This is a genomic window from Streptomyces sp. TG1A-60, assembly GCF_037201975.1.
Classification (GTDB): Bacteria; Actinomycetota; Actinomycetes; order Streptomycetales; family Streptomycetaceae; genus Streptomyces.
This window is the reverse complement of record NZ_CP147520.1, coordinates 3,215,185-3,236,040: the sequence shown is the minus strand read 5'-3', so window position 1 is coordinate 3,236,040 and position 20,856 is coordinate 3,215,185. Positions and strand designations below refer to the sequence as shown.

Here is a 20,856-nt window from a genome sequence, read left to right as displayed (position 1 = left end):
CAGGACCCCCGTATCAGACCCCATGACTTACAACCCTGAGAGGGATTGACGCATAGTGCTCGACGTCAACTTCTTCGACGAGCTCCGGATCGGTCTGGCCACCGCTGACGACATCCGTCAGTGGAGCCACGGCGAGGTCAAGAAGCCCGAGACGATCAACTACCGCACCCTGAAGCCCGAAAAGGACGGACTCTTCTGCGAGAAGATCTTCGGTCCGACCCGGGACTGGGAGTGCTACTGCGGCAAGTACAAGCGCGTCCGCTTCAAGGGCATCATCTGTGAGCGCTGCGGCGTCGAGGTCACGCGCGCCAAGGTGCGCCGTGAGCGGATGGGCCACATCGAGCTGGCCGCGCCCGTCACACACATCTGGTACTTCAAGGGCGTTCCGTCGCGGCTGGGCTACCTGCTCGACCTCGCCCCGAAGGACCTGGAGAAGGTCATCTACTTCGCGGCGTACATGATCACGTACGTCGACGAGGAGCGCCGTACGCGTGACCTGCCCTCCCTGGAGGCGCACGTCTCCGTCGAGCGGCAGCAGATCGAGAACCGCCGGGACGCCGACCTGGAGGCCCGCGCCAAGAAGCTCGAGACCGACCTGGCCGAGCTGGAGGCCGAGGGCGCCAAGGCCGACGTGCGCCGCAAGGTGCGCGAAGGCGCCGAGCGCGAGATGAAGCAGCTGCGTGACCGTACGCAGCGCGAGATCGACCGTCTCGACGAGGTGTGGACCCGGTTCAAGAACCTCAAGGTCCAGGACCTGGAGGGCGACGAGCTCCTCTACCGCGAGCTGCGTGACCGCTTCGGCACGTACTTCGACGGCTCGATGGGTGCCGCGGCGCTGCAGAAGCGCCTGGAGTCCTTCGACCTGGACGAGGAGGCCGAGCGCCTCCGCGAGATCATCCGTACCGGCAAGGGCCAGAAGAAGACCCGTGCGCTCAAGCGCCTCAAGGTCGTCTCCGCGTTCCTGCAGACCAGCAACAGCCCCAAGGGCATGGTGCTCGACTGCGTGCCGGTCATCCCGCCGGACCTCCGCCCGATGGTGCAGCTGGACGGTGGCCGCTTCGCGACCTCCGACCTGAACGACCTGTACCGCCGTGTGATCAACCGGAACAACCGACTGAAGCGGCTTCTCGACCTCGGCGCGCCCGAGATCATCGTGAACAACGAGAAGCGCATGCTCCAGGAGGCCGTCGACGCGCTGTTCGACAACGGCCGTCGTGGCCGCCCGGTCACCGGCCCCGGCAACCGCCCGCTGAAGTCCCTCAGCGACATGCTGAAGGGCAAGCAGGGCCGTTTCCGTCAGAACCTGCTCGGCAAGCGTGTGGACTACTCCGCGCGTTCCGTGATCGTCGTCGGTCCGCAGCTGAAGCTGCACCAGTGCGGTCTGCCGAAGGCGATGGCGCTGGAGCTGTTCAAGCCGTTCGTGATGAAGCGCCTGGTCGATCTGAACCACGCGCAGAACATCAAGAGCGCCAAGCGCATGGTGGAGCGCGGCCGCACCGTCGTGTACGACGTCCTCGAAGAGGTCATCGCCGAGCACCCGGTGCTGCTGAACCGTGCGCCCACCCTGCACCGCCTCGGCATCCAGGCCTTCGAGCCGCAGCTGGTCGAGGGCAAGGCCATCCAGATCCACCCGCTGGTCTGCACCGCGTTCAACGCGGACTTCGACGGTGACCAGATGGCCGTGCACCTGCCGCTGTCCGCGGAGGCGCAGGCCGAGGCCCGCATCCTCATGCTGTCCTCGAACAACATCCTCAAGCCCGCCGACGGCCGTCCGGTGACGATGCCGACCCAGGACATGGTCCTCGGTCTGTTCTTCCTCACCACCGACGGCGAGCTGCGTGACACCAAGGGCGAGGGGCGTTCCTTCGCCTCCACGGCCGAGGCGATCATGGCGTTCGACGCCGACGAGCTCGCGCTGCAGTCCTCCGTGGACATCCGCTTCCCGGTGGGCACCATCCCGCCGCGCGGCTGGACCCCGCCGGAGCGCGAGGAGGGCGAGCCGGAGTGGCAGCAGGGTGACAGCTTCCGGCTGAAGACCACGCTCGGCCGTGCGCTCTTCAACGAGCTGCTGCCCGAGGACTACCCGTTCGTCGACTACTCGGTGGGCAAGAAGCAGCTCTCCGAGATCGTCAACGACCTGGCCGAGCGCTACCCCAAGGTCATCGTGGCGGCGACGCTCGACAACCTGAAGGCGGCCGGCTTCTACTGGGCGACCCGTTCCGGTGTCACCGTGGCCATCTCCGACGTCGTCGTTCCCGAGGCGAAGAAGGAGATCGTCCGCGGGTACGAGGCGCAGGACGAGAAGGTGCAGAAGCAGTACGAGCGCGGTCTGATCACCAAGGAAGAGCGCACGCAGGAGCTCATCGCGATCTGGACCAAGGCGACCAACGAGGTCGCCGAGGCGATGAACGCGAACTTCCCCAAGACCAACCCCATCTTCATGATGGTCGACTCGGGTGCCCGAGGAAACATGATGCAGATGCGGCAGATCGCCGGTATGCGCGGTCTGGTGTCGAACGCGAAGAACGAGACCATCCCGCGTCCGATCAAGGCGTCCTTCCGTGAGGGCCTGTCCGTGCTGGAGTACTTCATCTCCACGCACGGTGCCCGTAAGGGTCTGGCGGACACCGCCCTGCGTACCGCCGACTCGGGTTACCTGACCCGTCGTCTGGTGGACGTCTCGCAGGACGTCATCATCCGCGAGGAGGACTGCGGTACCGAGCGCGGTCTGAAGCTGCGGATCGCCTCGAAGGACGAGACCGGTGTCCTGCGCAAGGCCGAGGACGTCGAGACCAGCGTCTACGCCCGCATGCTCGCCGAGGACGTCGTCATCGACGGCAAGGTGATCGCGCCGGCCAACGTGGACCTGGGCGACGTGCTCATCGACCAGCTCGTGCGCCACGGTGTCGGGGAGGTCAAGACCCGCTCGATCCTGACCTGTGAGTCCAAGGTCGGCACGTGCGCCATGTGCTACGGCCGCTCCCTGGCCACGGGCAAGCTGGTCGACATCGGTGAGGCGGTCGGCATCATCGCCGCCCAGTCCATCGGTGAGCCCGGTACCCAGCTGACGATGCGTACCTTCCACACCGGTGGTGTGGCCGGTGACGACATCACCCAGGGTCTGCCCCGTGTCGTCGAGCTCTTCGAGGCCCGTACACCGAAGGGCGTCGCCCCGATCTCCGAGGCCTCCGGCCGCGTGCGGATCGAGGAGACCGAGAAGACCAAGAAGATCGTCATCACGCCGGACGACGGCAGCGACGAGACGGCGTTCCCGATCTCGAAGCGTGCCCGTCTCCTGGTCAGCGAGGGCGAGCACGTCGAGGTGGGCCAGAAGCTCACCGTGGGTGCCACCAACCCGCACGACGTGCTGCGCATCCTGGGCCAGCGTGCCGTCCAGGTCCACCTGGTCGGCGAGGTCCAGAAGGTCTACAACTCGCAGGGTGTGTCGATCCACGACAAGCACATCGAGATCATCATCCGGCAGATGCTCCGCCGGGTGACGATCATCGAGTCCGGCGACGCCGAGCTGCTGCCCGGCGAGCTGGTCGAGCGTTCGAAGTTCGAGACCGAGAACCGTCGTGTGGTCCAGGAGGGTGGTCACCCGGCCTCGGGTCGTCCGCAGCTCATGGGTATCACCAAGGCCTCGCTGGCGACCGAGTCGTGGCTGTCGGCGGCGTCCTTCCAGGAGACGACCAGGGTCCTCACGGACGCGGCGATCAACGCCAAGTCCGACTCCCTGATCGGCCTCAAGGAGAACGTCATCATCGGTAAGCTCATCCCGGCCGGTACGGGCCTGTCCCGCTACCGCAACATCCGGGTCGAGCCGACCGAGGAGGCCAAGGCCGCGATGTACTCGGCCGTCGGCTACGACGACATCGACTACTCGCCGTTCGGCACGGGCTCCGGCCAGGCCGTTCCGCTGGAGGACTACGACTACGGTCCGTACAACCAGTAGGCGAGCAGTAGTGGTTGCCTGATCTGAAGGGCGGTCGCTCCGTTGCGTACGGGGTGGCCGCCCTTCGGCGTCGTGCGGGTGTTCGGTGTGGCAGAACCGGGACAGAAGTGGGGCGGGGAACCGATGCCGTGGGCCGTGCGTTGGAGCATCATGGAGGCACAACCAGTCCGGGGGAGTGTTTCTCGTGTCGAACCCGCAGTGGCAGCCGATGCCGTGGCAGCAGGCGCAGGGCAGTAGTCCTTCGCTGCTCGCCGCACATGCCGACCGTGAGCGTGCCGTGGATGTCCTGCGGGCAGGCTTCAGTGAGGGCCGCCTTCAGCAGGACGAGTACGAGAAGCGCGTCGAGAGGGCCTACACGGCGCGCACGGTGGGGGAGCTGACCCTTCTGGTCGCCGACCTGCCCCAGGGCCCCTCGGCGGCGCAGCCGACCGTCATGGGCGGCGCCCCGGTCCCGAGAACGTTCATGCCGGCCCCCATGCCGCCCCCGCCCACCAACGGCAAGGCCGTCGGCTCGATGATCTGCGGAGTCCTCACCACCATGACGATGGGGCTCACCGGGATTCCGGCGGTCGTGCTCGGCCACACCGCCCGCGCCGAGATGAAGCGCACCGGCGAGGGCGGCGAGGGCTTCGCCCTGGCCGGCATCATCCTGGGCTGGCTCTCCGTCGCGGGCTGGGCGCTCTTCCTCGCCCTCATGGTGATCGCGGGAACCGCGTCGAACAGCGGCGTGTGAGCCCCGGCGGCGCCTCTCGGGGAGGGACGCGCCCGGTCCTCAAACCCGCGCACGTCCATTTGTTTTGACCATAGCGAATGAGGTAGGTACGCTCAGACCTTGTGCCTGGGGTGTGCCCTGGCTCCCGTGCGTGCCTTCAACCGCATAGGGGGAGCCGTAAGCGGCCACCGTAATCTGCGCCCTTTCTGCCTCGCGGCGAGAGTCCGCAGCATTCGACACACCCGACCGCGTGGGTCGGCGAGTGTTCCAGGTTAGCTTCACCATTCGGCACACAGAAACCGGAGAAGTAGTGCCTACGATCCAGCAGCTGGTCCGGAAGGGCCGGCAGGACAAGGTCGAGAAGAACAAGACGCCCGCACTGGAGGGTTCCCCCCAGCGCCGCGGCGTCTGCACGCGTGTGTTCACGACCACCCCGAAGAAGCCGAACTCGGCCCTGCGTAAGGTCGCGCGTGTGCGTCTGACCAGCGGGATCGAGGTCACCGCTTACATTCCGGGTGAGGGACACAACCTGCAGGAGCACTCCATCGTGCTCGTGCGCGGCGGCCGTGTGAAGGACCTGCCCGGTGTTCGCTACAAGATCATCCGTGGTTCGCTCGACACCCAGGGTGTCAAGAACCGCAAGCAGGCCCGCAGCCGCTACGGCGCCAAGAAGGAGAAGTAAGAATGCCTCGTAAGGGCCCCGCCCCGAAGCGCCCGGTCATCATCGACCCGGTCTACGGTTCTCCTCTTGTCACGTCACTCATCAACAAGGTGCTGCTGAACGGCAAGCGCTCCACCGCCGAGCGCATCGTGTACGGCGCCATGGAGGGCCTGCGCGAGAAGACCAGCAACGACCCGGTCATCACGCTGAAGCGCGCTCTGGAGAACATCAAGCCGACCCTCGAGGTCAAGTCCCGCCGTGTCGGTGGTGCGACGTACCAGGTTCCGATCGAGGTCAAGCCCGGTCGTGCCAACACGCTCGCGCTGCGCTGGCTCGTCGGTTACTCCCGCGCCCGTCGCGAGAAGACCATGACCGAGCGTCTGCTCAACGAGCTTCTCGACGCCTCCAACGGCCTCGGTGCCGCTGTGAAGAAGCGCGAGGACACGCACAAGATGGCCGAGTCCAACAAGGCCTTCGCGCACTACCGCTGGTAGTCGCAGACCCCATCGAGACCGAGAGAAGACTGAAGCCTTATGGCTACCACTTCGCTTGACCTGGCCAGGGTCCGCAACATCGGGATCATGGCCCACATCGACGCGGGCAAGACGACCACCACCGAGCGGATCCTGTTCTACACCGGCGTTTCCTACAAGATCGGTGAGGTCCACGACGGCGCCGCCACCATGGACTGGATGGAGCAGGAGCAGGAGCGTGGCATCACGATCACCTCTGCTGCCACCACCTGTCACTGGCCGCTTGAGGGCGTCGACCACACCATCAACATCATCGACACCCCGGGCCACGTCGACTTCACCGTCGAGGTGGAGCGTTCGCTCCGCGTTCTCGACGGTGCCGTGACGGTGTTCGACGGCGTCGCCGGCGTGGAGCCGCAGTCCGAGACGGTGTGGCGTCAGGCCGACCGTTACGGCGTGCCCCGCATCTGCTTCGTCAACAAGCTGGACCGCACCGGCGCCGAGTTCCACCGCTGCGTGGACATGATCTCGGACCGCCTGGGCGCCCAGCCGCTCGTCATGCAGCTCCCGATCGGTGCCGAGGCCGACTTCAAGGGTGTCGTCGACCTCGTCACCATGAAGGCGTTCGTGTGGTCCGCCGAGGCCGCCAAGGGCGAGATGTACGACGTCGTCGACATCCCGGCCACGCACGCCGAGGCTGCCGAGGAGTACCGCGGCAAGCTCGTCGAGGCCGTCGCCGAGAACGACGAAGAGATCATGGAGCTGTACCTGGAGGGCGAGGAGCCCACCGAGGAGCAGCTGTACGCCGCGATCCGTCGCATCACCATCGCGTCCGGCAAGTCCCAGGACACCACGGTCACCCCGGTGTTCTGCGGCACCGCGTTCAAGAACAAGGGCGTCCAGCCCCTGCTCGACGCGGTCGTGCGCTACCTGCCGACCCCGCTCGACGTCGAGGCCATCGAGGGCCACGACGTGAAGGACCCCGAGCTGGTCGTCAAGCGCAAGCCGTCCGAAGACGAGCCGCTGTCCGCGCTGGCGTTCAAGATCATGAGCGACCCGCACCTCGGCAAGCTCACCTTCGTCCGGGTCTACTCGGGCCGCCTGGAGTCCGGCACCGCCGTGCTGAACTCCGTCAAGGGCAAGAAGGAGCGCATCGGCAAGATCTACCGCATGCACGCGAACAAGCGTGAGGAGATCGACTCGGTGGGCGCCGGCGACATCATCGCCGTGATGGGTCTGAAGCAGACCACGACCGGTGAGACGCTGTGCGACGACAAGCAGCCGGTGATCCTGGAGTCCATGGACTTCCCGGCGCCGGTCATCCAGGTCGCCATCGAGCCCAAGTCCAAGGGTGACCAGGAGAAGCTGGGTGTCGCCATCCAGCGTCTCGCGGAGGAGGACCCCTCCTTCCAGGTTCACTCGGACGAGGAGACCGGTCAGACCATCATCGGTGGTATGGGCGAGCTGCACCTCGAGGTGCTGGTCGACCGTATGCGCCGTGAGTTCAAGGTCGAGGCCAACGTCGGCAAGCCGCAGGTCGCCTATCGTGAGACGATCCGCAAGGCCGTCGAGCGCGTGGACTACACCCACAAGAAGCAGACCGGTGGTACCGGTCAGTTCGCCAAGGTGCAGATCGCGATCGAGCCGATCGAGGGTGGCGACGCCTCGTACGAGTTCGTGAACAAGGTGACCGGTGGCCGTATCCCGAAGGAGTACATCCCTTCGGTGGACGCCGGTGCGCAGGAGGCCATGCAGTTCGGCATCCTCGCCGGGTACGAGATGACGGGCGTCCGCATCACGCTGCTCGACGGTGCCTACCACGAGGTCGACTCCTCCGAGCTGGCATTCAAGATCGCCGGTTCGCAGGCCTTCAAGGAGGCCGCGCGCAAGGCCAGCCCTGTTCTGCTTGAGCCGATGATGGCCGTCGAGGTCACCACGCCCGAGGACTACATGGGTGAGGTCATCGGCGACATCAACTCCCGCCGTGGCCAGATCCAGGCCATGGAGGAGCGGGCCGGTGCCCGCGTCGTGAAGGGCCTCGTGCCCCTCTCGGAGATGTTCGGCTACGTCGGAGACCTCCGCAGCAAGACGTCGGGTCGCGCGAGCTACTCGATGCAGTTCGACTCCTACGCCGAGGTTCCGCGGAACGTCGCCGAGGAGATCATCGCGAAGGCCAAGGGCGAGTAACGCACCGCGTTCACACGCCGTAGGCTTGACTCCGGAGCCTCGCGGGGCATTCCGCCGTACTGACGGAGGGAATGCCCCGGGGATCCGGGCCATCCAGCAAAGATCACCTGGCGCCGATGAAGTAAGGCGTACCAGAACCACACAGGAGGACCCCAGTGGCGAAGGCGAAGTTCGAGCGGACTAAGCCGCACGTCAACATCGGCACCATCGGTCACATCGACCACGGTAAGACGACCCTCACGGCCGCCATTACCAAGGTGCTGCACGACGCGTACCCGGACCTGAACGAGGCCTCGGCCTTCGACCAGATCGACAAGGCTCCTGAGGAGCGCCAGCGCGGTATCACCATCTCCATCGCGCACGTCGAGTACCAGACGGAGACGCGTCACTACGCCCACGTCGACTGCCCCGGTCACGCGGACTACATCAAGAACATGATCACGGGTGCGGCGCAGATGGACGGCGCCATCCTCGTGGTCGCCGCCACCGACGGCCCGATGCCGCAGACCAAGGAGCACGTGCTCCTGGCCCGCCAGGTCGGCGTTCCGTACATCGTCGTCGCCCTGAACAAGGCCGACATGGTGGACGACGAGGAGATCCTGGAGCTCGTCGAGCTCGAGGTTCGTGAGCTGCTCTCCGAGTACGAGTTCCCGGGCGACGACCTTCCGGTCGTCAAGGTCTCGGCGCTCAAGGCCCTTGAGGGCGACAAGGAGTGGGGCCAGACCGTCCTCGACCTGATGAAGGCCGTCGACGAGTCGATCCCGCAGCCCGAGCGTGACGTCGACAAGCCGTTCCTGATGCCGATCGAGGACGTTTTCACGATCACCGGTCGTGGCACCGTCGTCACCGGCCGTATCGAGCGTGGTGTCCTCAAGGTCAACGAGACCGTGGACATCGTGGGCATCAAGCCGGAGAAGACCACCACCACGGTCACCGGCATCGAGATGTTCCGCAAGCTGCTCGACGAGGGCCAGGCCGGTGAGAACGTCGGTCTGCTGCTTCGTGGCATCAAGCGCGAGGACGTCGAGCGCGGCCAGGTCATCATCAAGCCGGGTTCGGTCACCCCGCACACCGAGTTCGAGGCGCAGGCGTACATCCTGGACAAGGCCGAGGGTGGCCGCCACACGCCGTTCTTCAACAACTACCGCCCGCAGTTCTACTTCCGTACGACGGACGTGACCGGCGTCGTGACCCTCCCCGAGGGCACCGAGATGGTCATGCCGGGCGACAACACGGAGATGAAGGTTGAGCTCATTCAGCCCATCGCCATGGAAGAGGGCCTGAAGTTCGCCATCCGTGAGGGTGGCCGGACCGTGGGCGCCGGCCAGGTCACCAAGATCAACAAGTGAGCTTGTCGACCTGACCTGGTAGCTCCACCGCGAGTTCCACGAAGGGGCCCGTACGACTTCGGTCGTACGGGCCTCTTCGTTCTCCGCGTGGACCCGGTGAGAGTGCGCGTGAGTGCCTGGCGACGGGTGCCTGATCAGGGCCCGTGCCTCGGATCCGTACCGGTTGGATCACGTGTTCCGTACGACTCCTCGTACGCCTCGTGCGGGGCTTGTGAGTCGTGGGCGCCCCGTCCGAGCATGATCGGACGCGGGAGTCCCTGCCGGGGTGTCCAGCCGGTCGACAGACCTGCTGGAGGGCCCTGCCGGGGTGTCGCAGCCGCGTACGCCCCGACTACGAGAGTGACACCGTGAGTACCGTCCCGCCCAGTGAGCAGCCCGACGAGCAGCCCTCCATATCCGACGAGGAGTGGGAGGCGTTCCTGCGGAAGGCGGAGGAGGGCGGTGGCGGTTCCTTGCCGAAGGAGCCGTCGGCGCGCGCCCGCATGGTCACGCGGCGGCTGGCGGAGCAGGACGAGGCGGCGCGGCGGGCGAGCGGCGGCCGGCGGTGGGGGCGGCGGAAGGCGGCGCGGAACCCACAGCCCCCGGCCCCGCCCGGCTGGCGCACCGGCCCCGCCTGGCAGGAGATCGACGGCAGCCGCGACCGGCGCCGCAGACTGGGATCGGCCTTCGGCGTGGTGCTGGCCCTGGCGGTCCTCGTGGTCGCCATCCGCCCCTCGCTGGTGCTGGACCGTCTCCCCGGACACGACTCGGCGTCCGGCGCCGAGGCCTCCCCGTCGCCGCTGCCCGCCGAGCAGGCCCTGCCCTCCGCCGCGGCGGACGCCGACACCCAGGCCGGGCTGCCCACGGTCGGCCATCCGTTCCGTGGATCGCCCGCCCGTCGCTGGGCCGACGGCGCGGACGCCATCGAGCTGCCGGCCGCGCGGGCGGTCGCCGGGCTGGGCAAGGACGACGTGGCGCTCGCGCTGCGCCGCACCAAGGACTTCCTGGTCGCCTCCAACCTGGACCCGGCCGTGCTGCGGGGCGGGCACCCCGCCAAGGCCCTGGCCCTGCTCGACCCCCAGCAGCCGGACATGTTGCCCGAAGTGCGACGGTCGCTGCGTCGGCCGTCGCAAGGCCATGACCCCGTGGGTTTCTTCAGCCGCTTCGACCCGGACGAGGTGGAGCCGGCCGGTGACGTGATCAAGGTGCGCGGGCATCTGACGTTCGCCGCCGGAGAGCCGGGTGAGGTGCTCGTCCACGCGGACTACAGTTTCGTCTACCCCCTGGTGCGGCCCGACGACAGCGGAGACCTCGTGGCGCGGACCATCGTTCGCCGCGATCTGACGCTGTCCTTGTCCGACCCGGAGCGATGGAACGTCACGCGGGGCAAGCTGATGATCCGCGAGTACGCCGTCGACACCTTCAACAACGAGTGCGACGTCTACGACGGCTACCTCCACCCGGTCTTCCCCGGAGGTACTCCCACCGGCGGGCCCGCCACCGGCGCGGCCAAGGATCCCTACGACCGCAGTGAGTCCCTGCGGGAGCAGAACCACGAGGGGTGCGGCCAGGTCACCCGCACCTGAACGGCGCTCCGGCCCGTCCCGCGTTCCGGAGCGCCGCCCGGTAACCGCCGCTGTTACGTGCACTTGAACGGGTAGCGAGGCAGGTTGTCCGTGGAGATGGTCCAGTCGGCGATGGTGACGTCCTCGCCGTAGACGAAGTCCTTGCGGGTGGCATAGCGGGGACCGTCCGGGGTGGAGTGGATGTCGGTGAGGACGGCGCCGGTGCCGGTGCGTGGGTCGAAGACGGCGTAGACGGGGATGCCAAGCAGGGGGTAGTCGCGGACCTTGCCGATCCAGTCGTTGTCGGGGTTGGAACGGGACACGATCTCGATCGCGGCGATCAGCGTACGTGCGTCGAAGGAGCCGTCTCCTTCCATGTCCGCCTCGGCGATGAGCATCACGTCGGGGTGTCGCATGACCCCCTCGGGCTCGTCCTCCACATCTGGGGTGCCCGTGTGGGCCACCGTTCACCCGCGAGGGTGAGGCGGCATGCTGGGCGGGAGGAGGGGTGGGGTTTGGTGGGGTTCTTTCTCTCCCCGGTCCTTTGGGGAAAGACCGCTCGTCGCACCGAAGCCCGCAGAACTGGGTTTCGGTGCCGGTCGGAGAGCGACCTCGGCCCAGACGGTCTTGCGCGGCGGCCTCCCCGGCGCGGTGCCCCAGCGGTCGGCGAGCTCCTCGACGAGGAGGAGGCCTCGGCCGGACTCGGACTCGGACTCGGCGTCGGGGGAGGGGTGTTGGGCCCGGGGCAGCCGTTCACCGCGCGTGTCCGTCACCTCGATACGAAGGGTGGCGCCGATGACGTACATCGTCAGGTCGAAGTCGCGGCCCCGAACCCGTCCGTGCGTCGCCGCGTTGGCCGCCAGCTCGGCGACGATGTGGTCCGCCGGGTGCAACGGCATTCCCCACTCGCGCAGTTGCTCGGTGGCGAGGAGGCGGGCGAGACGGGCTCCACGAGGCGTGGGTGACAGCCGCACGCTGAAGTTGCGGATGGGGCTGACGAGTTCGCTGTCGGGAGCGACGGTTTCCGGATTCACGTCACTCAGCGTGGCGGCGTGCGCCTAGTGTGAACAGTGACTACGCCGGTACGTACGGTTACTGTCCAGGGCTTGTCCGGCGTTGTCGGGCCTGTCCGGAACGGGCCTACGGGTAGGGGGCGTTGAGTCACATCGGTACGGCGGAGAGGTGCGCGATGCACGGGGACGGCGGCGCGGGTCGGCTCAAGGGCGAGACGAACGAGCCGGGTTGGGAGGTGGACCCCGACGACGACTGGGGCGTCGCGGTCGTCGAGACCGTGGGGCGGCAGCTGAAACTGCGGCGCGAGGCCATGGGGATGCGAGTGGCCGACTTCGCGGTGGCGATCGGGTACGGCGAGGACCTGGTCTACAAGATCGAGGCCGGGAAGCGGATTCCCCGGCAGGAGTATCTGGACAAGTCCGACGAGGCGCTGGAGGCGGACGGCCTCATCTCGGCGACCTGGGAGGACGTGAAGAAGGTCCGGTACCCGAAGAAGGTGCGGGAGCTGGGGAAGCTGGAGGCTCAGGCGGTCGAGATCGGCGTGTACGAGTGCAACATCATCGCCGGGCTGCTGCAGACGCCCGATCACGCGCGCGCTGTCATCGGGGCCGCTCAACCGCCGTACTCGCCGGACAACGTGGAACGCATGGTGGCTGCTCGGCTGGCCCGGCAGTCGGTCTTCGAGCGCTCGCCGGCTCCAGCGGTCAGTTTCGTCCTGGAAGAGGGTGCACTGCGACGACCCATCGGAGGCACAATGGTGTGGCGTCAGCAGCTTGAACGTCTGCTGGAGGTAGGGCGTTTGCACAACGTCGTGCTTCAGGTGATGCCGATGAGTTGTGACACCCACTCCGGTCTGGACGGTCGAATCGAACTGCTGAAATTCGCGGACGGTACGGCTGTGGGTCGCTCCGACGGCGCCTTCAACGGCCGACCGATCTCCGAGCCCAAGCACCTGCGCATCCTTGAACTGCGGTATGGCACCATCCGGGCTCAGGCGCTCTCTCCAGGGGAGTCGCTTGCCTTCGTCGAGCAACTGCTGGGAGAAACATGATCCGCAAGACCACTGCCGGGGACGCCTCCGAGCTGGCGTGGTTCAAGAGCAGCTACAGCGGTGGCAACGACGGCAATTCCTGCGTCGAGGTCGCCGCCTCCCCCGGCACCGTCCACATCCGCGACTCCAAAGACATACGGCTTCCTCGGCTCGCGCTCACGCCGCCCGCCTGGGCGGACTTCGTATCGTACGCGGCCAGGGGCTGAGCCGTCTTCGACCGGCGGACAGATGGCGACCATGCCGCGGGCGACGTAGCCGGGCCAGGGGGCCGGGATCTGGTTCCCGGGTCGCGTCCCGCGTCGTGGTGTAGGGGATCAAGCGTTGTGCGTTCCGGTACGAGGTCCCTGACGATCTCCGCAGAGGCGGCAGCCCACGAGGCCTCCCGCTGAGGCGAGTTGAACCCTTGGTCCGGCGGAGCCACCGTCCCTGACCTGCGGATTCCGGCGCCTTGATCGGCTACACCACCCGGCGGGACGCCATCGGCCAGTTCGGCGACGTGCTCCCGGCTGGTCTCCAACCGCACCTTCACCATGACGTGGGCTTCTCCCCGTTGCTGGCGTACGTCCCTGATCGAGAGCACAGTTCGCCCTCTCCGGGGTGTTCGACGTGTGGAATCGCCGTGAGATCACCCTTGATACTCTGCCGCCTCCATATCGGCATCCTCCGAAGAGGTGTGAATGAAGACAGGCAGACGAACCGTCGCGGTGGCCACGCTCGTGGGGGCGCTGGGGTTCTCGGTGCTGAACGCGCCTGCGGCTCAGGCGGCGGACACCGGTATCACCGTGTCGGAGGTCGTCATCAACAAGGGCAAGCCGATCGTGGTCGGCACGTCGAAGGAGGCGGAGCCGCCCCTCAGCTTCCACGTCACCCTGCCTGCCGGCTACAGCACCTACGAGCCGTTCAGCTACGACGCGTACCCCTTCCTCTATCGCGGCAGCCCGAAGACGGCGGCCGACACGGGGGAGAACTACATCGGGCCGGGCGTGTACATCTGCTACGAGCTCAGCTCCAAGAAGGCCCGTTGCGAGGGCAACCTCTACATCGATCCGCACTGGTCCCAGAAACACGTCGACTCCAACGGTGACGCCACCACGTGGAAGGTCGCCGTGGGGCTCCGCCTGTTCAAGGACAGCGGCGGGCTCAAGGCCGAGGAGTACGAGACGCGGTCCCAGACCGCCCAGCTCAAGCGCGCGGCCAAGGCGACCGTCAACGCCGCGCCGGAGCCGGTCACCAAGGGCAAGCCGGTGACCGTCACGGGCAAGCTGACCCGGGCGAACTGGAGCACCAAGAAGTACGGCGCCTACAGCGGCCGCACGGTCAGCCTCCAGTTCCGCGCCAAGGGCACCGACACCTTCAAGACGGTCAAGAAGGCCACCACCAGCAGCACCGGTGCCCTGAAGACCACGGTCACCGCCTCCACCGACGGCTCCTGGCGTTGGAAGTACTACGGCAACACGACGACCGGCGTCGCCACCAGCGCGGCGGACTACGTCGACGTGCGCTGACCTCCGGCGCTCAGCGGAGCGTCGGTACGCCGCCGCCCTCGACCCTCGTGAGCGTGACCCCCGCCAGGCCGCGCAGCCGGCGTTCCGCCACGGCGGTCAGGTCGGCGGCGGTCGGTGGGGTCGGGCCCAGGCCGAGTCGCTCACCGCGCTGAGCGCGATCGCCGCCGCCTCACCCAACTCGGCCCGCCGGTCCACAGCCTCCGCCGGGTCCGTCGATCCGGTGGCCACGACGGCCAGGTCCACGTCCAGCCCGCCGAGGCGCAGCCGCAGGCCGGGTACGCGTGCCCCGGCCACCTCGCGCACATAGCCGACCGCGACGCGCCTCGCTTTGCTCAACTTCGCCTGTACGGCGGCTAGTTCGGGTGTACCGGCAGCGCCGCCACCAGGCCCAGGTCCGCGCCGGCAGCGCGCAGCCCATGCACCGGGAGCCGACGACATGCACGACGCCGTCGGGGAGCGCGTCCGCGACGAGACGGGCGATCCGGTCGGCCACCTGGCACCGGGGTGCCTGGGAGCGATCAGCGGCGGAGTCCGGCTCGTGTTTCCCGATACCCCGGACGGCACCCCGAGCGACGCCTCGGACAGCGGCAGCGGCTCCCGGGTTTGACCTACGTCACTCTCGGGGTAATCTCTCCGGCTCGATTGGCTAAGGCGCTGGGCCGTATGGCAGACTAGCGGGGTTGCTCGGTCGAGTGTTGATGCTGCGCGCCTCCCGCCGGGAGGACCGGAAGCGAGTCCCACAGTACTCGTCGTCCCAACTGCCTGAAGGCAGCGCTGGGACGGACGTACGGGAATCTTTCGGGAAGTGTCAGTGCAGCGCCGGCCAGGCATCCGGTGGGCCTCCGCCCCCGGTCCGCGGTTCCGGAAGGGCCGTGTTTCCCAGACAGGGGATGTTCGGTCAAGGGACATCCGTGTCAGCGGAAGCGCGACACGCCCGACCGCGTGGGTCGGAGAGTGGACAGTGGAACACCGGGTTCCAGAGCGTAAGAGAGAACAGGACTACTGAGTAGCCATGGCGGGACAGAAGATCCGCATCCGGCTCAAGGCCTACGACCACGAGGTCATCGACTCCTCGGCGAAGAAGATCGTCGAGACGGTGACGCGCACTGGTGCGTCGGTCGCGGGCCCGGTGCCGCTGCCCACTGAGAAGAACGTGTACTGCGTCATCAAGTCGCCGCACAAGTACAAGGACTCGCGCGAGCACTTCGAGATGCGCACGCACAAGCGCCTGATCGACATCCTCGACCCCACCCCCAAGACCGTTGACTCTCTGATGCGACTCGACCTCCCGGCCGGTGTCGACATCGAGATCAAGCTCTGAGGGTCGGTGAGCTGAGAATGGCTAAGCAGATCAAGGGCATCCTGGGCGAGAAGCTCGGCATGACGCAGGTGTGGGACGAGAACAACCGTGTTGTTCCGGTCACCGTCGTCAAGGCCGGCCCCAACGTCGTGACCCAGGTCCGTACGAACGATGCCGACGGCTACGAGTCGGTCCAGATCGCCTTCGGCGAGATCGACCCGCGCAAGGTGAACAAGCCCCTCAAGGGTCACTTCGCCAAGGCCGACGTCACCCCCCGCCGCCACCTCGTCGAGATCCGCACCGCGGACGCCTCCGAGTACACGCTGGGCCAGGAGATCTCCGCCGAGGTCTTCGAGGCCGGCGTGAAGGTCGACGTGACCGGCAAGAGCAAGGGCAAGGGCTTCGCCGGTGTCATGAAGCGTCACAACTTCAAGGGCCTCGGCGCCGGTCACGGCACCCAGCGCAAGCACCGCTCTCCCGGCTCCATCGGTGGCTGCGCCACCCCGGGCCGTGTGTTCAAGGGCCTCCGCATGGCGGGTCGCATGGGCAACGAGCGGGTCACCACCCAGAACCTGACCGTCCACGCCGTTGACGCGGAGAAGGGTCTGCTGCTCATCAAGGGCGCGGTTCCCGGTCCGAACGGCGGCCTCGTCCTGGTCCGCACCGCGGCCAAGGGGGCCTGAGGTACCGATGAGCACTGTTGACATCCTTTCGCCTGCCGGCGAGAAGACCGGAAGCGTCGAGCTCCCCGCGGAGATCTTCGGCGTGGAGAAGGTCAGCATCCCGCTGATCCACCAGGTCGTCGTCGCGCAGAACGCCGCTGCCCGCCAGGGCACGCACAAGACCAAGCGTCGCGGTGAAGTCCGTGGTGGCGGCAAGAAGCCGTACCGCCAGAAGGGCACCGGCCGCGCCCGCCAGGGCTCGACCCGCGCGCCGCAGTTCGCCGGCGGTGGCGTCGTCCACGGCCCGCAGCCGCGTGACTACTCGCAGCGGACCCCGAAGAAGATGAAGGCCGCGGCCCTGCGCCACGCCCTCACCGACCGGGCCCGCCACAACCGCATCCACGTCGTCTCCGGCGTGATCGAGGGCGAGAACCCGTCCACCAAGGCCGCCAAGTCGCTGTTCGGCAAGATCTCGGAGCGCAAGAACCTGCTCCTGGTCGTCGAGCGCGCCGACGAGGCCGCGTGGCTCTCCGCCCGCAACCTGCCCCAGGTGCACATCCTGGAGCCGGGCCAGCTGAACACGTACGACGTGATCGTCTCGGACGACGTGGTCTTCACCCAGGCCGCCCTTGAGTCCTTCGTGTCCGGCCCGAACAAGGCCAACGACACCGAAGGGAGCGAGGCCTGATGGCTACGCGTCACCCGAGCATCGCCGCCAAGGCTGCCAAGGCCGCCAAGGCCGCGCGCGTCGCCAAGGCGCGTCGCCACGCCGCCGAGGGCAAGAACACCGTCGTCACCGCGCCGAGCAAGGCGTTCACGGACCCCCGTGACGTCCTGCTGAAGCCGGTCGTGTCGGAGAAGAGCTACGCGCTGCTCGACGAGGGCAAGTACACCTTCATCGTCGCGCCCGGCGCCAACAAGACCGAGATCAAGCAGGCCGTCCAGGCGGTCTTCTCGGTCAAGGTCACCGGGGTCAACACGATCAACCGCCAGGGCAAGCGCAAGCGGACCCGCACGGGCTTCGGCAAGCGTGCCGACAGCAAGCGCGCGATCGTGACCCTTGCCGAGGGCGACCGTATCGACATCTTCGGCGGTCCGACCGCGTAAGCGGGTCGGAGCGTCCAGATAATCGGGAAACTTCCGAGGACTGAGAGACAATGGGAATCCGCAAGTACAAGCCGACTACGCCGGGCCGCCGTGGCTCCAGCGTCGCCGACTTCGTCGAGGTCACGCGGTCCACGCCGGAGAAGTCGCTGGTCCGCCCGCTGCACAGCAAGGGCGGCCGTAACAACGCCGGTCGTGTGACCGTTCGCCACCAGGGTGGCGGACACAAGCGCGCCTACCGCGTGATCGACTTCCGTCGTCACGACAAGGACGGCGTGCCGGCGAAGGTCGCGCACATCGAGTACGACCCCAACCGCACCGCGCGCATCGCGCTGCTGCACTACGCCGACGGCGAGAAGCGCTACATCCTCGCCCCGCGCAACCTGCAGCAGGGTGACCGCGTGGAGAACGGTCCCGGGGCCGACATCAAGCCGGGCAACAACCTGGCCCTCCGCAACATCCCGGTCGGTACCACGATCCACGCGATCGAGCTCCGTCCCGGTGGCGGTGCCAAGTTCGCCCGCTCCGCCGGTGCCTCCGTGCAGCTGCTCGCGAAGGAGGGCGCCTACGCCCACCTCCGCATGCCGTCCGGTGAGATCCGCCTGGTCGACGTGCGCTGCCGCGCCACCGTCGGCGAGGTCGGCAACGCCGAGCAGAGCAACATCAACTGGGGCAAGGCCGGCCGCAAGCGCTGGCTGGGCGTGCGCCCGACCGTCCGCGGTGTGGCGATGAACCCGGTTGACCACCCCCACGGTGGTGGTGAGGGCAAGACCTCCGGTGGTCGCCACCCGGTCAGCCCCTGGGGTCAGAAGGAGGGTCGTACTCGTTCGCCGAAGAAGGCCTCGAGCAAGTACATCGTCCGCCGCCGCAAGACGAACAAGAAGCGCTAGGAGCGGGTTCAGATGCCGCGCAGTCTCAAGAAGGGGCCCTTCGTCGACGACCACCTCATCAAGAAGGTGGACGCCCAGAACGAAGCCGGTTCCAAGAACGTCATCAAGACCTGGTCCCGTCGCTCGATGATCATCCCGGCCATGCTCGGCCACACGATCGCGGTGCACAACGGCAAGACCCACATTCCGGTGTTCGTCACCGAGTCGATGGTCGGCCACAAGCTCGGCGAGTTCTCGCCGACGCGCACCTTCCGGGGTCACGTCAAGGACGACCGGAAGTCGAAGCGCCGCTAACGCGGGGTGGAATGACCATGACAGACACTGGAAGGACAACCATGGAAGCCAGGGCCCAGGCGCGGTACATCCGCGTCACGCCCATGAAGGCCCGCCGCGTGGTGGACCTCATCCGTGGCCTCGACGCCACGGAGGCTCAGGCGGTCCTGCGTTTCGCCCCGCAGGCCGCGAGCGTGCCGGTCGGCAAGGTGCTGGACAGCGCCATCGCCAACGCCGCGCACAACTACGACCACACGGACGCCTCCGCGCTGTTCATCAGCGAGGCGTACGTCGACGAGGGCCCGACCCTGAAGCGGTTCCGTCCGCGTGCCCAGGGCCGTGCCTACCGGATCCGCAAGCGGACCAGCCACATCACCGTGGTCGTCAGCAGCAAGGAAGGAACCCGGTAATGGGCCAGAAGGTAAACCCGCATGGGTTCCGGCTCGGTGTCACGACCGACTTCAAGTCGCGTTGGTACGCCGACAAGCTGTACAAGGACTACGTCAAGGAAGACGTCGCCATCCGTCGGATGATGACGTCCGGCATGGAGCGCGCCGGCATCTCGAAGGTGGAGATCGAGCGCACCCGTGACCGTGTCCGGGTGGACATCCACACCGCGCGTCCGGGCATCGTCATCGGCCGCCGCGGCGCCGAGGCCGACCGCATCCGCGGTGACCTGGAGAAGCTGACCGGCAAGCAGGTCCAGCTGAACATCCTCGAGGTCAAGAACCCGGAGACGGACGCTCAGCTGGTGGCCCAGGCCGTCGCCGAGCAGCTCTCCTCCCGCGTCTCCTTCCGCCGCGCCATGCGTAAGAGCATGCAGTCGGCGATGAAGGCCGGCGCCAAGGGCATCAAGATCCAGTGCGGTGGCCGCCTCGGTGGCGCCGAGATGTCCCGCTCGGAGTTCTACCGCGAGGGCCGCGTGCCCCTGCACACCCTCCGCGCGAACGTGGACTACGGCTTCTTCGAGGCCAAGACGACCTTCGGCCGCATCGGCGTGAAGGTCTGGATCTACAAGGGCGACGTCAAGAACATCGCCGAGGTCCGCGCCGAGAACGCCGCTGCCCGCGCGGGTAACCGCCCGGCCCGCGGTGGTGCCGACCGCCCGGCCCGTGGTGGCCGCGGTGGCGAGCGGCGCGGTCGCAAGCCGCAGCAGGCTGCCGGCGCCGAGGCCCCCAAGGCCGAGGCTCCCGTCGCCGCTCCGGCTGAGAGCACCGGAACGGAGGCCTGACCGTCATGCTGATCCCCCGTAGGGTCAAGCACCGCAAGCAGCACCACCCGAAGCGCCGTGGTCAGGCCAAGGGTGGTACGACGGTCGCGTTCGGCGAGTACGGCATTCAGGCCCTCACGCCGGCGTACGTGACCAACCGCCAGATCGAGGCGGCCCGTATCGCGATGACCCGCCACATCAAGCGTGGCGGCAAGGTCTGGATCAACATCTACCCGGACCGCCCGCTCACGAAGAAGCCCGCCGAGACCCGCATGGGTTCCGGTAAGGGTTCGCCGGAGTGGTGGATCGCGAACGTCCACCCCGGTCGGGTGATGTTCGAGCTGTCCTACCCCAACGAGAAGATCGCCCGTGAGGCCCTGACTCGCGCAGCCCACAAGCTGCCGATGAAGTGCCGGATCGTCAAGCGCGAGGCAGGTGAAGCGTGATGTCGGCCGGTACCAAGGCGTCCGAGCTGCGCGAGCTGGGTGACGAGGAGCTTCTGGCGAAGCTCCGCGAAGCCAAGGAAGAGCTGTTCAACCTCCGCTTCCAGGCGGCGACCGGACAGCTCGAGAACCACGGCCGTCTCAAGGCGGTCCGCAAGGACATCGCGCGGATCTACACCCTGATGCGCGAGCGTGAGCTGGGCATCGAAACGGTGGAGAACGCCTGATGAGCGAGAACAACGTGACTGAGACGAACACCGAGGCGCGCGGATTCCGCAAGAGCCGTGAGGGCATCGTCGTCAGCGACAAGATGGACAAGACCGTCGTCGTCGCCGTCGAGGACCGCAAGAAGCACGCCCTGTACGGCAAGGTCATCCGCAGCACGAGCAAGCTCAAGGCGCACGACGAGCAGAACGCCGCCGGCATCGGCGACCGTGTCCTCCTCATGGAGACCCGGCCGCTGTCCGCGACGAAGCACTGGCGCGTCGTCGAGATCCTCGAGAAGGCGAAGTAACAAGCGGGG

23 protein-coding genes and 2 pseudogenes are annotated in these 20,856 nt (G+C 67.4%); 22 read left to right on the top strand and 3 right to left on the bottom strand.

Going from position 1 to position 20,856, the window contains the following annotated elements; translation table 11 throughout:
* Positions 1–55: 55 nt before the first annotated feature.
* The 7 genes from WBG99_RS13505 (at position 56) to WBG99_RS13475 (ending at position 10,902) form a co-directional block, all read left to right on the top strand.
* The gene (locus WBG99_RS13505) at positions 56–3,955 is read left to right on the top strand and encodes a DNA-directed RNA polymerase subunit beta' (protein WP_338896555.1); all 3,900 of its coding nucleotides are present in this window, start codon (positions 56–58) and stop codon (positions 3,953–3,955) included.
* Between the two features lie 208 nt (positions 3,956–4,163).
* A complete protein-coding gene (locus WBG99_RS13500; protein WP_338900329.1) occupies positions 4,164–4,688 on the top strand; it encodes a DUF1707 and DUF4190 domain-containing protein in 525 nt (174 codons plus the stop codon).
* A 289-nt stretch (positions 4,689–4,977) separates the two neighbouring features.
* The gene (rpsL, locus tag WBG99_RS13495) at positions 4,978–5,349 is read left to right on the top strand and encodes a 30S ribosomal protein S12 (protein WP_003948652.1); all 372 of its coding nucleotides are present in this window, start codon (positions 4,978–4,980) and stop codon (positions 5,347–5,349) included.
* 2 nt (positions 5,350–5,351) lie between these two features.
* On the top strand, positions 5,352–5,822 hold the full coding sequence (gene rpsG, locus WBG99_RS13490; protein ID WP_005481264.1) for a 30S ribosomal protein S7: 471 nt from the start codon (positions 5,352–5,354) through the stop codon (positions 5,820–5,822).
* Between the two features lie 39 nt (positions 5,823–5,861).
* Complete coding sequence (gene fusA / locus WBG99_RS13485; RefSeq protein WP_338896554.1) at positions 5,862–7,988, top strand: elongation factor G; 2,127 nt, start codon at positions 5,862–5,864, stop codon at positions 7,986–7,988.
* Positions 7,989–8,143: 155 nt separating this feature from the next.
* Positions 8,144–9,337: an elongation factor Tu gene (gene tuf, locus WBG99_RS13480; RefSeq protein WP_338896553.1), complete on the top strand. Its 1,194-nt coding sequence runs from the start codon at positions 8,144–8,146 to the stop codon at positions 9,335–9,337.
* A 347-nt stretch (positions 9,338–9,684) separates the two neighbouring features.
* The gene (locus WBG99_RS13475) at positions 9,685–10,902 is read left to right on the top strand and encodes a hypothetical protein (protein WP_338896552.1); all 1,218 of its coding nucleotides are present in this window, start codon (positions 9,685–9,687) and stop codon (positions 10,900–10,902) included.
* 53 nt (positions 10,903–10,955) lie between these two features.
* On the opposite strand, the pseudogene WBG99_RS13470 reads toward WBG99_RS13475, so the two are convergent.
* Both WBG99_RS13470 and WBG99_RS13465 read right to left on the bottom strand, forming a co-directional pair.
* Positions 10,956–11,345, bottom strand: a pseudogene (locus WBG99_RS13470) (Uma2 family endonuclease); the annotation flags it as partial.
* Between the two features lie 3 nt (positions 11,346–11,348).
* Positions 11,349–11,915, bottom strand: coding sequence for an ATP-binding protein (locus tag WBG99_RS13465; RefSeq protein ID WP_338896551.1), 567 nt, complete (start codon positions 11,913–11,915; stop codon positions 11,349–11,351).
* Between the two features lie 155 nt (positions 11,916–12,070).
* Between WBG99_RS13465 and WBG99_RS13460 the strand changes: the two genes are divergently transcribed.
* The 3 genes from WBG99_RS13460 (at position 12,071) to WBG99_RS13450 (ending at position 14,451) form a co-directional block, all read left to right on the top strand.
* Positions 12,071–12,946, top strand: coding sequence for a helix-turn-helix transcriptional regulator (locus WBG99_RS13460; protein WP_338896550.1), 876 nt, complete (start codon positions 12,071–12,073; stop codon positions 12,944–12,946).
* The gene (locus WBG99_RS13455) at positions 12,943–13,152 is read left to right on the top strand and encodes a DUF397 domain-containing protein (protein ID WP_338896549.1); all 210 of its coding nucleotides are present in this window, start codon (positions 12,943–12,945) and stop codon (positions 13,150–13,152) included. The genes WBG99_RS13460 and WBG99_RS13455 overlap by 4 nt, the downstream gene beginning before the upstream one ends.
* A 471-nt stretch (positions 13,153–13,623) precedes the next feature.
* Complete coding sequence (locus WBG99_RS13450; RefSeq protein WP_338896548.1) at positions 13,624–14,451, top strand: hypothetical protein; 828 nt, start codon at positions 13,624–13,626, stop codon at positions 14,449–14,451.
* Positions 14,452–14,583: 132 nt separating this feature from the next.
* On the opposite strand, the pseudogene WBG99_RS13445 reads toward WBG99_RS13450, so the two are convergent.
* Positions 14,584–14,944: pseudogene (locus WBG99_RS13445) on the bottom strand (polynucleotide adenylyltransferase); the annotation flags it as partial.
* Here WBG99_RS13445 and WBG99_RS13440 point away from each other — a divergent pair.
* From WBG99_RS13440 to rpsQ, 12 genes are all read left to right on the top strand, one after another.
* Complete coding sequence (locus WBG99_RS13440; RefSeq protein WP_338900592.1) at positions 14,888–15,058, top strand: hypothetical protein; 171 nt, start codon at positions 14,888–14,890, stop codon at positions 15,056–15,058. The pseudogene WBG99_RS13445 and the gene WBG99_RS13440 overlap by 57 nt on opposite strands.
* A 405-nt stretch (positions 15,059–15,463) precedes the next feature.
* Positions 15,464–15,772 carry a 30S ribosomal protein S10 gene (gene rpsJ / locus WBG99_RS13435; protein ID WP_003948644.1) on the top strand — a complete coding sequence of 103 codons (309 nt, stop codon included), beginning with the start codon at positions 15,464–15,466 and terminating at the stop codon, positions 15,770–15,772.
* Between the two features lie 17 nt (positions 15,773–15,789).
* Positions 15,790–16,434 (top strand): 50S ribosomal protein L3, encoded by a 645-nt coding sequence (gene rplC, locus WBG99_RS13430; RefSeq protein WP_028805738.1) that lies wholly within the window; start codon positions 15,790–15,792, stop codon positions 16,432–16,434.
* Between the two features lie 7 nt (positions 16,435–16,441).
* On the top strand, positions 16,442–17,101 hold the full coding sequence (gene rplD, locus WBG99_RS13425; protein ID WP_338896547.1) for a 50S ribosomal protein L4: 660 nt from the start codon (positions 16,442–16,444) through the stop codon (positions 17,099–17,101).
* Positions 17,101–17,520, top strand: coding sequence for a 50S ribosomal protein L23 (gene rplW, locus WBG99_RS13420; protein WP_338896546.1), 420 nt, complete (start codon positions 17,101–17,103; stop codon positions 17,518–17,520). The genes rplD and rplW overlap by 1 nt, the downstream gene beginning before the upstream one ends.
* A gap of 50 nt (positions 17,521–17,570) precedes the next feature.
* A complete protein-coding gene (rplB, locus tag WBG99_RS13415) occupies positions 17,571–18,407 on the top strand; it encodes a 50S ribosomal protein L2 (RefSeq protein ID WP_338896545.1) in 837 nt (278 codons plus the stop codon).
* A gap of 12 nt (positions 18,408–18,419) precedes the next feature.
* The gene (rpsS, locus tag WBG99_RS13410) at positions 18,420–18,701 is read left to right on the top strand and encodes a 30S ribosomal protein S19 (protein ID WP_010986346.1); all 282 of its coding nucleotides are present in this window, start codon (positions 18,420–18,422) and stop codon (positions 18,699–18,701) included.
* A 41-nt stretch (positions 18,702–18,742) separates the two neighbouring features.
* Complete coding sequence (gene rplV, locus WBG99_RS13405; protein ID WP_338896544.1) at positions 18,743–19,090, top strand: 50S ribosomal protein L22; 348 nt, start codon at positions 18,743–18,745, stop codon at positions 19,088–19,090.
* Positions 19,090–19,911 carry a 30S ribosomal protein S3 gene (gene rpsC / locus WBG99_RS13400; protein ID WP_338896543.1) on the top strand — a complete coding sequence of 274 codons (822 nt, stop codon included), beginning with the start codon at positions 19,090–19,092 and terminating at the stop codon, positions 19,909–19,911. The genes rplV and rpsC overlap by 1 nt, the downstream gene beginning before the upstream one ends.
* Positions 19,912–19,916: 5 nt before the next feature.
* Positions 19,917–20,336 (top strand): 50S ribosomal protein L16, encoded by a 420-nt coding sequence (gene rplP / locus WBG99_RS13395; RefSeq protein WP_004927269.1) that lies wholly within the window; start codon positions 19,917–19,919, stop codon positions 20,334–20,336.
* Positions 20,336–20,560: a 50S ribosomal protein L29 gene (rpmC, locus tag WBG99_RS13390; RefSeq protein WP_030831683.1), complete on the top strand. Its 225-nt coding sequence runs from the start codon at positions 20,336–20,338 to the stop codon at positions 20,558–20,560. Before rplP ends, rpmC begins: the two co-directional genes overlap by 1 nt.
* On the top strand, positions 20,560–20,847 hold the full coding sequence (gene rpsQ, locus WBG99_RS13385; protein ID WP_338896542.1) for a 30S ribosomal protein S17: 288 nt from the start codon (positions 20,560–20,562) through the stop codon (positions 20,845–20,847). The genes rpmC and rpsQ overlap by 1 nt, the downstream gene beginning before the upstream one ends.
* Positions 20,848–20,856: the final 9 nt, after the last annotated feature.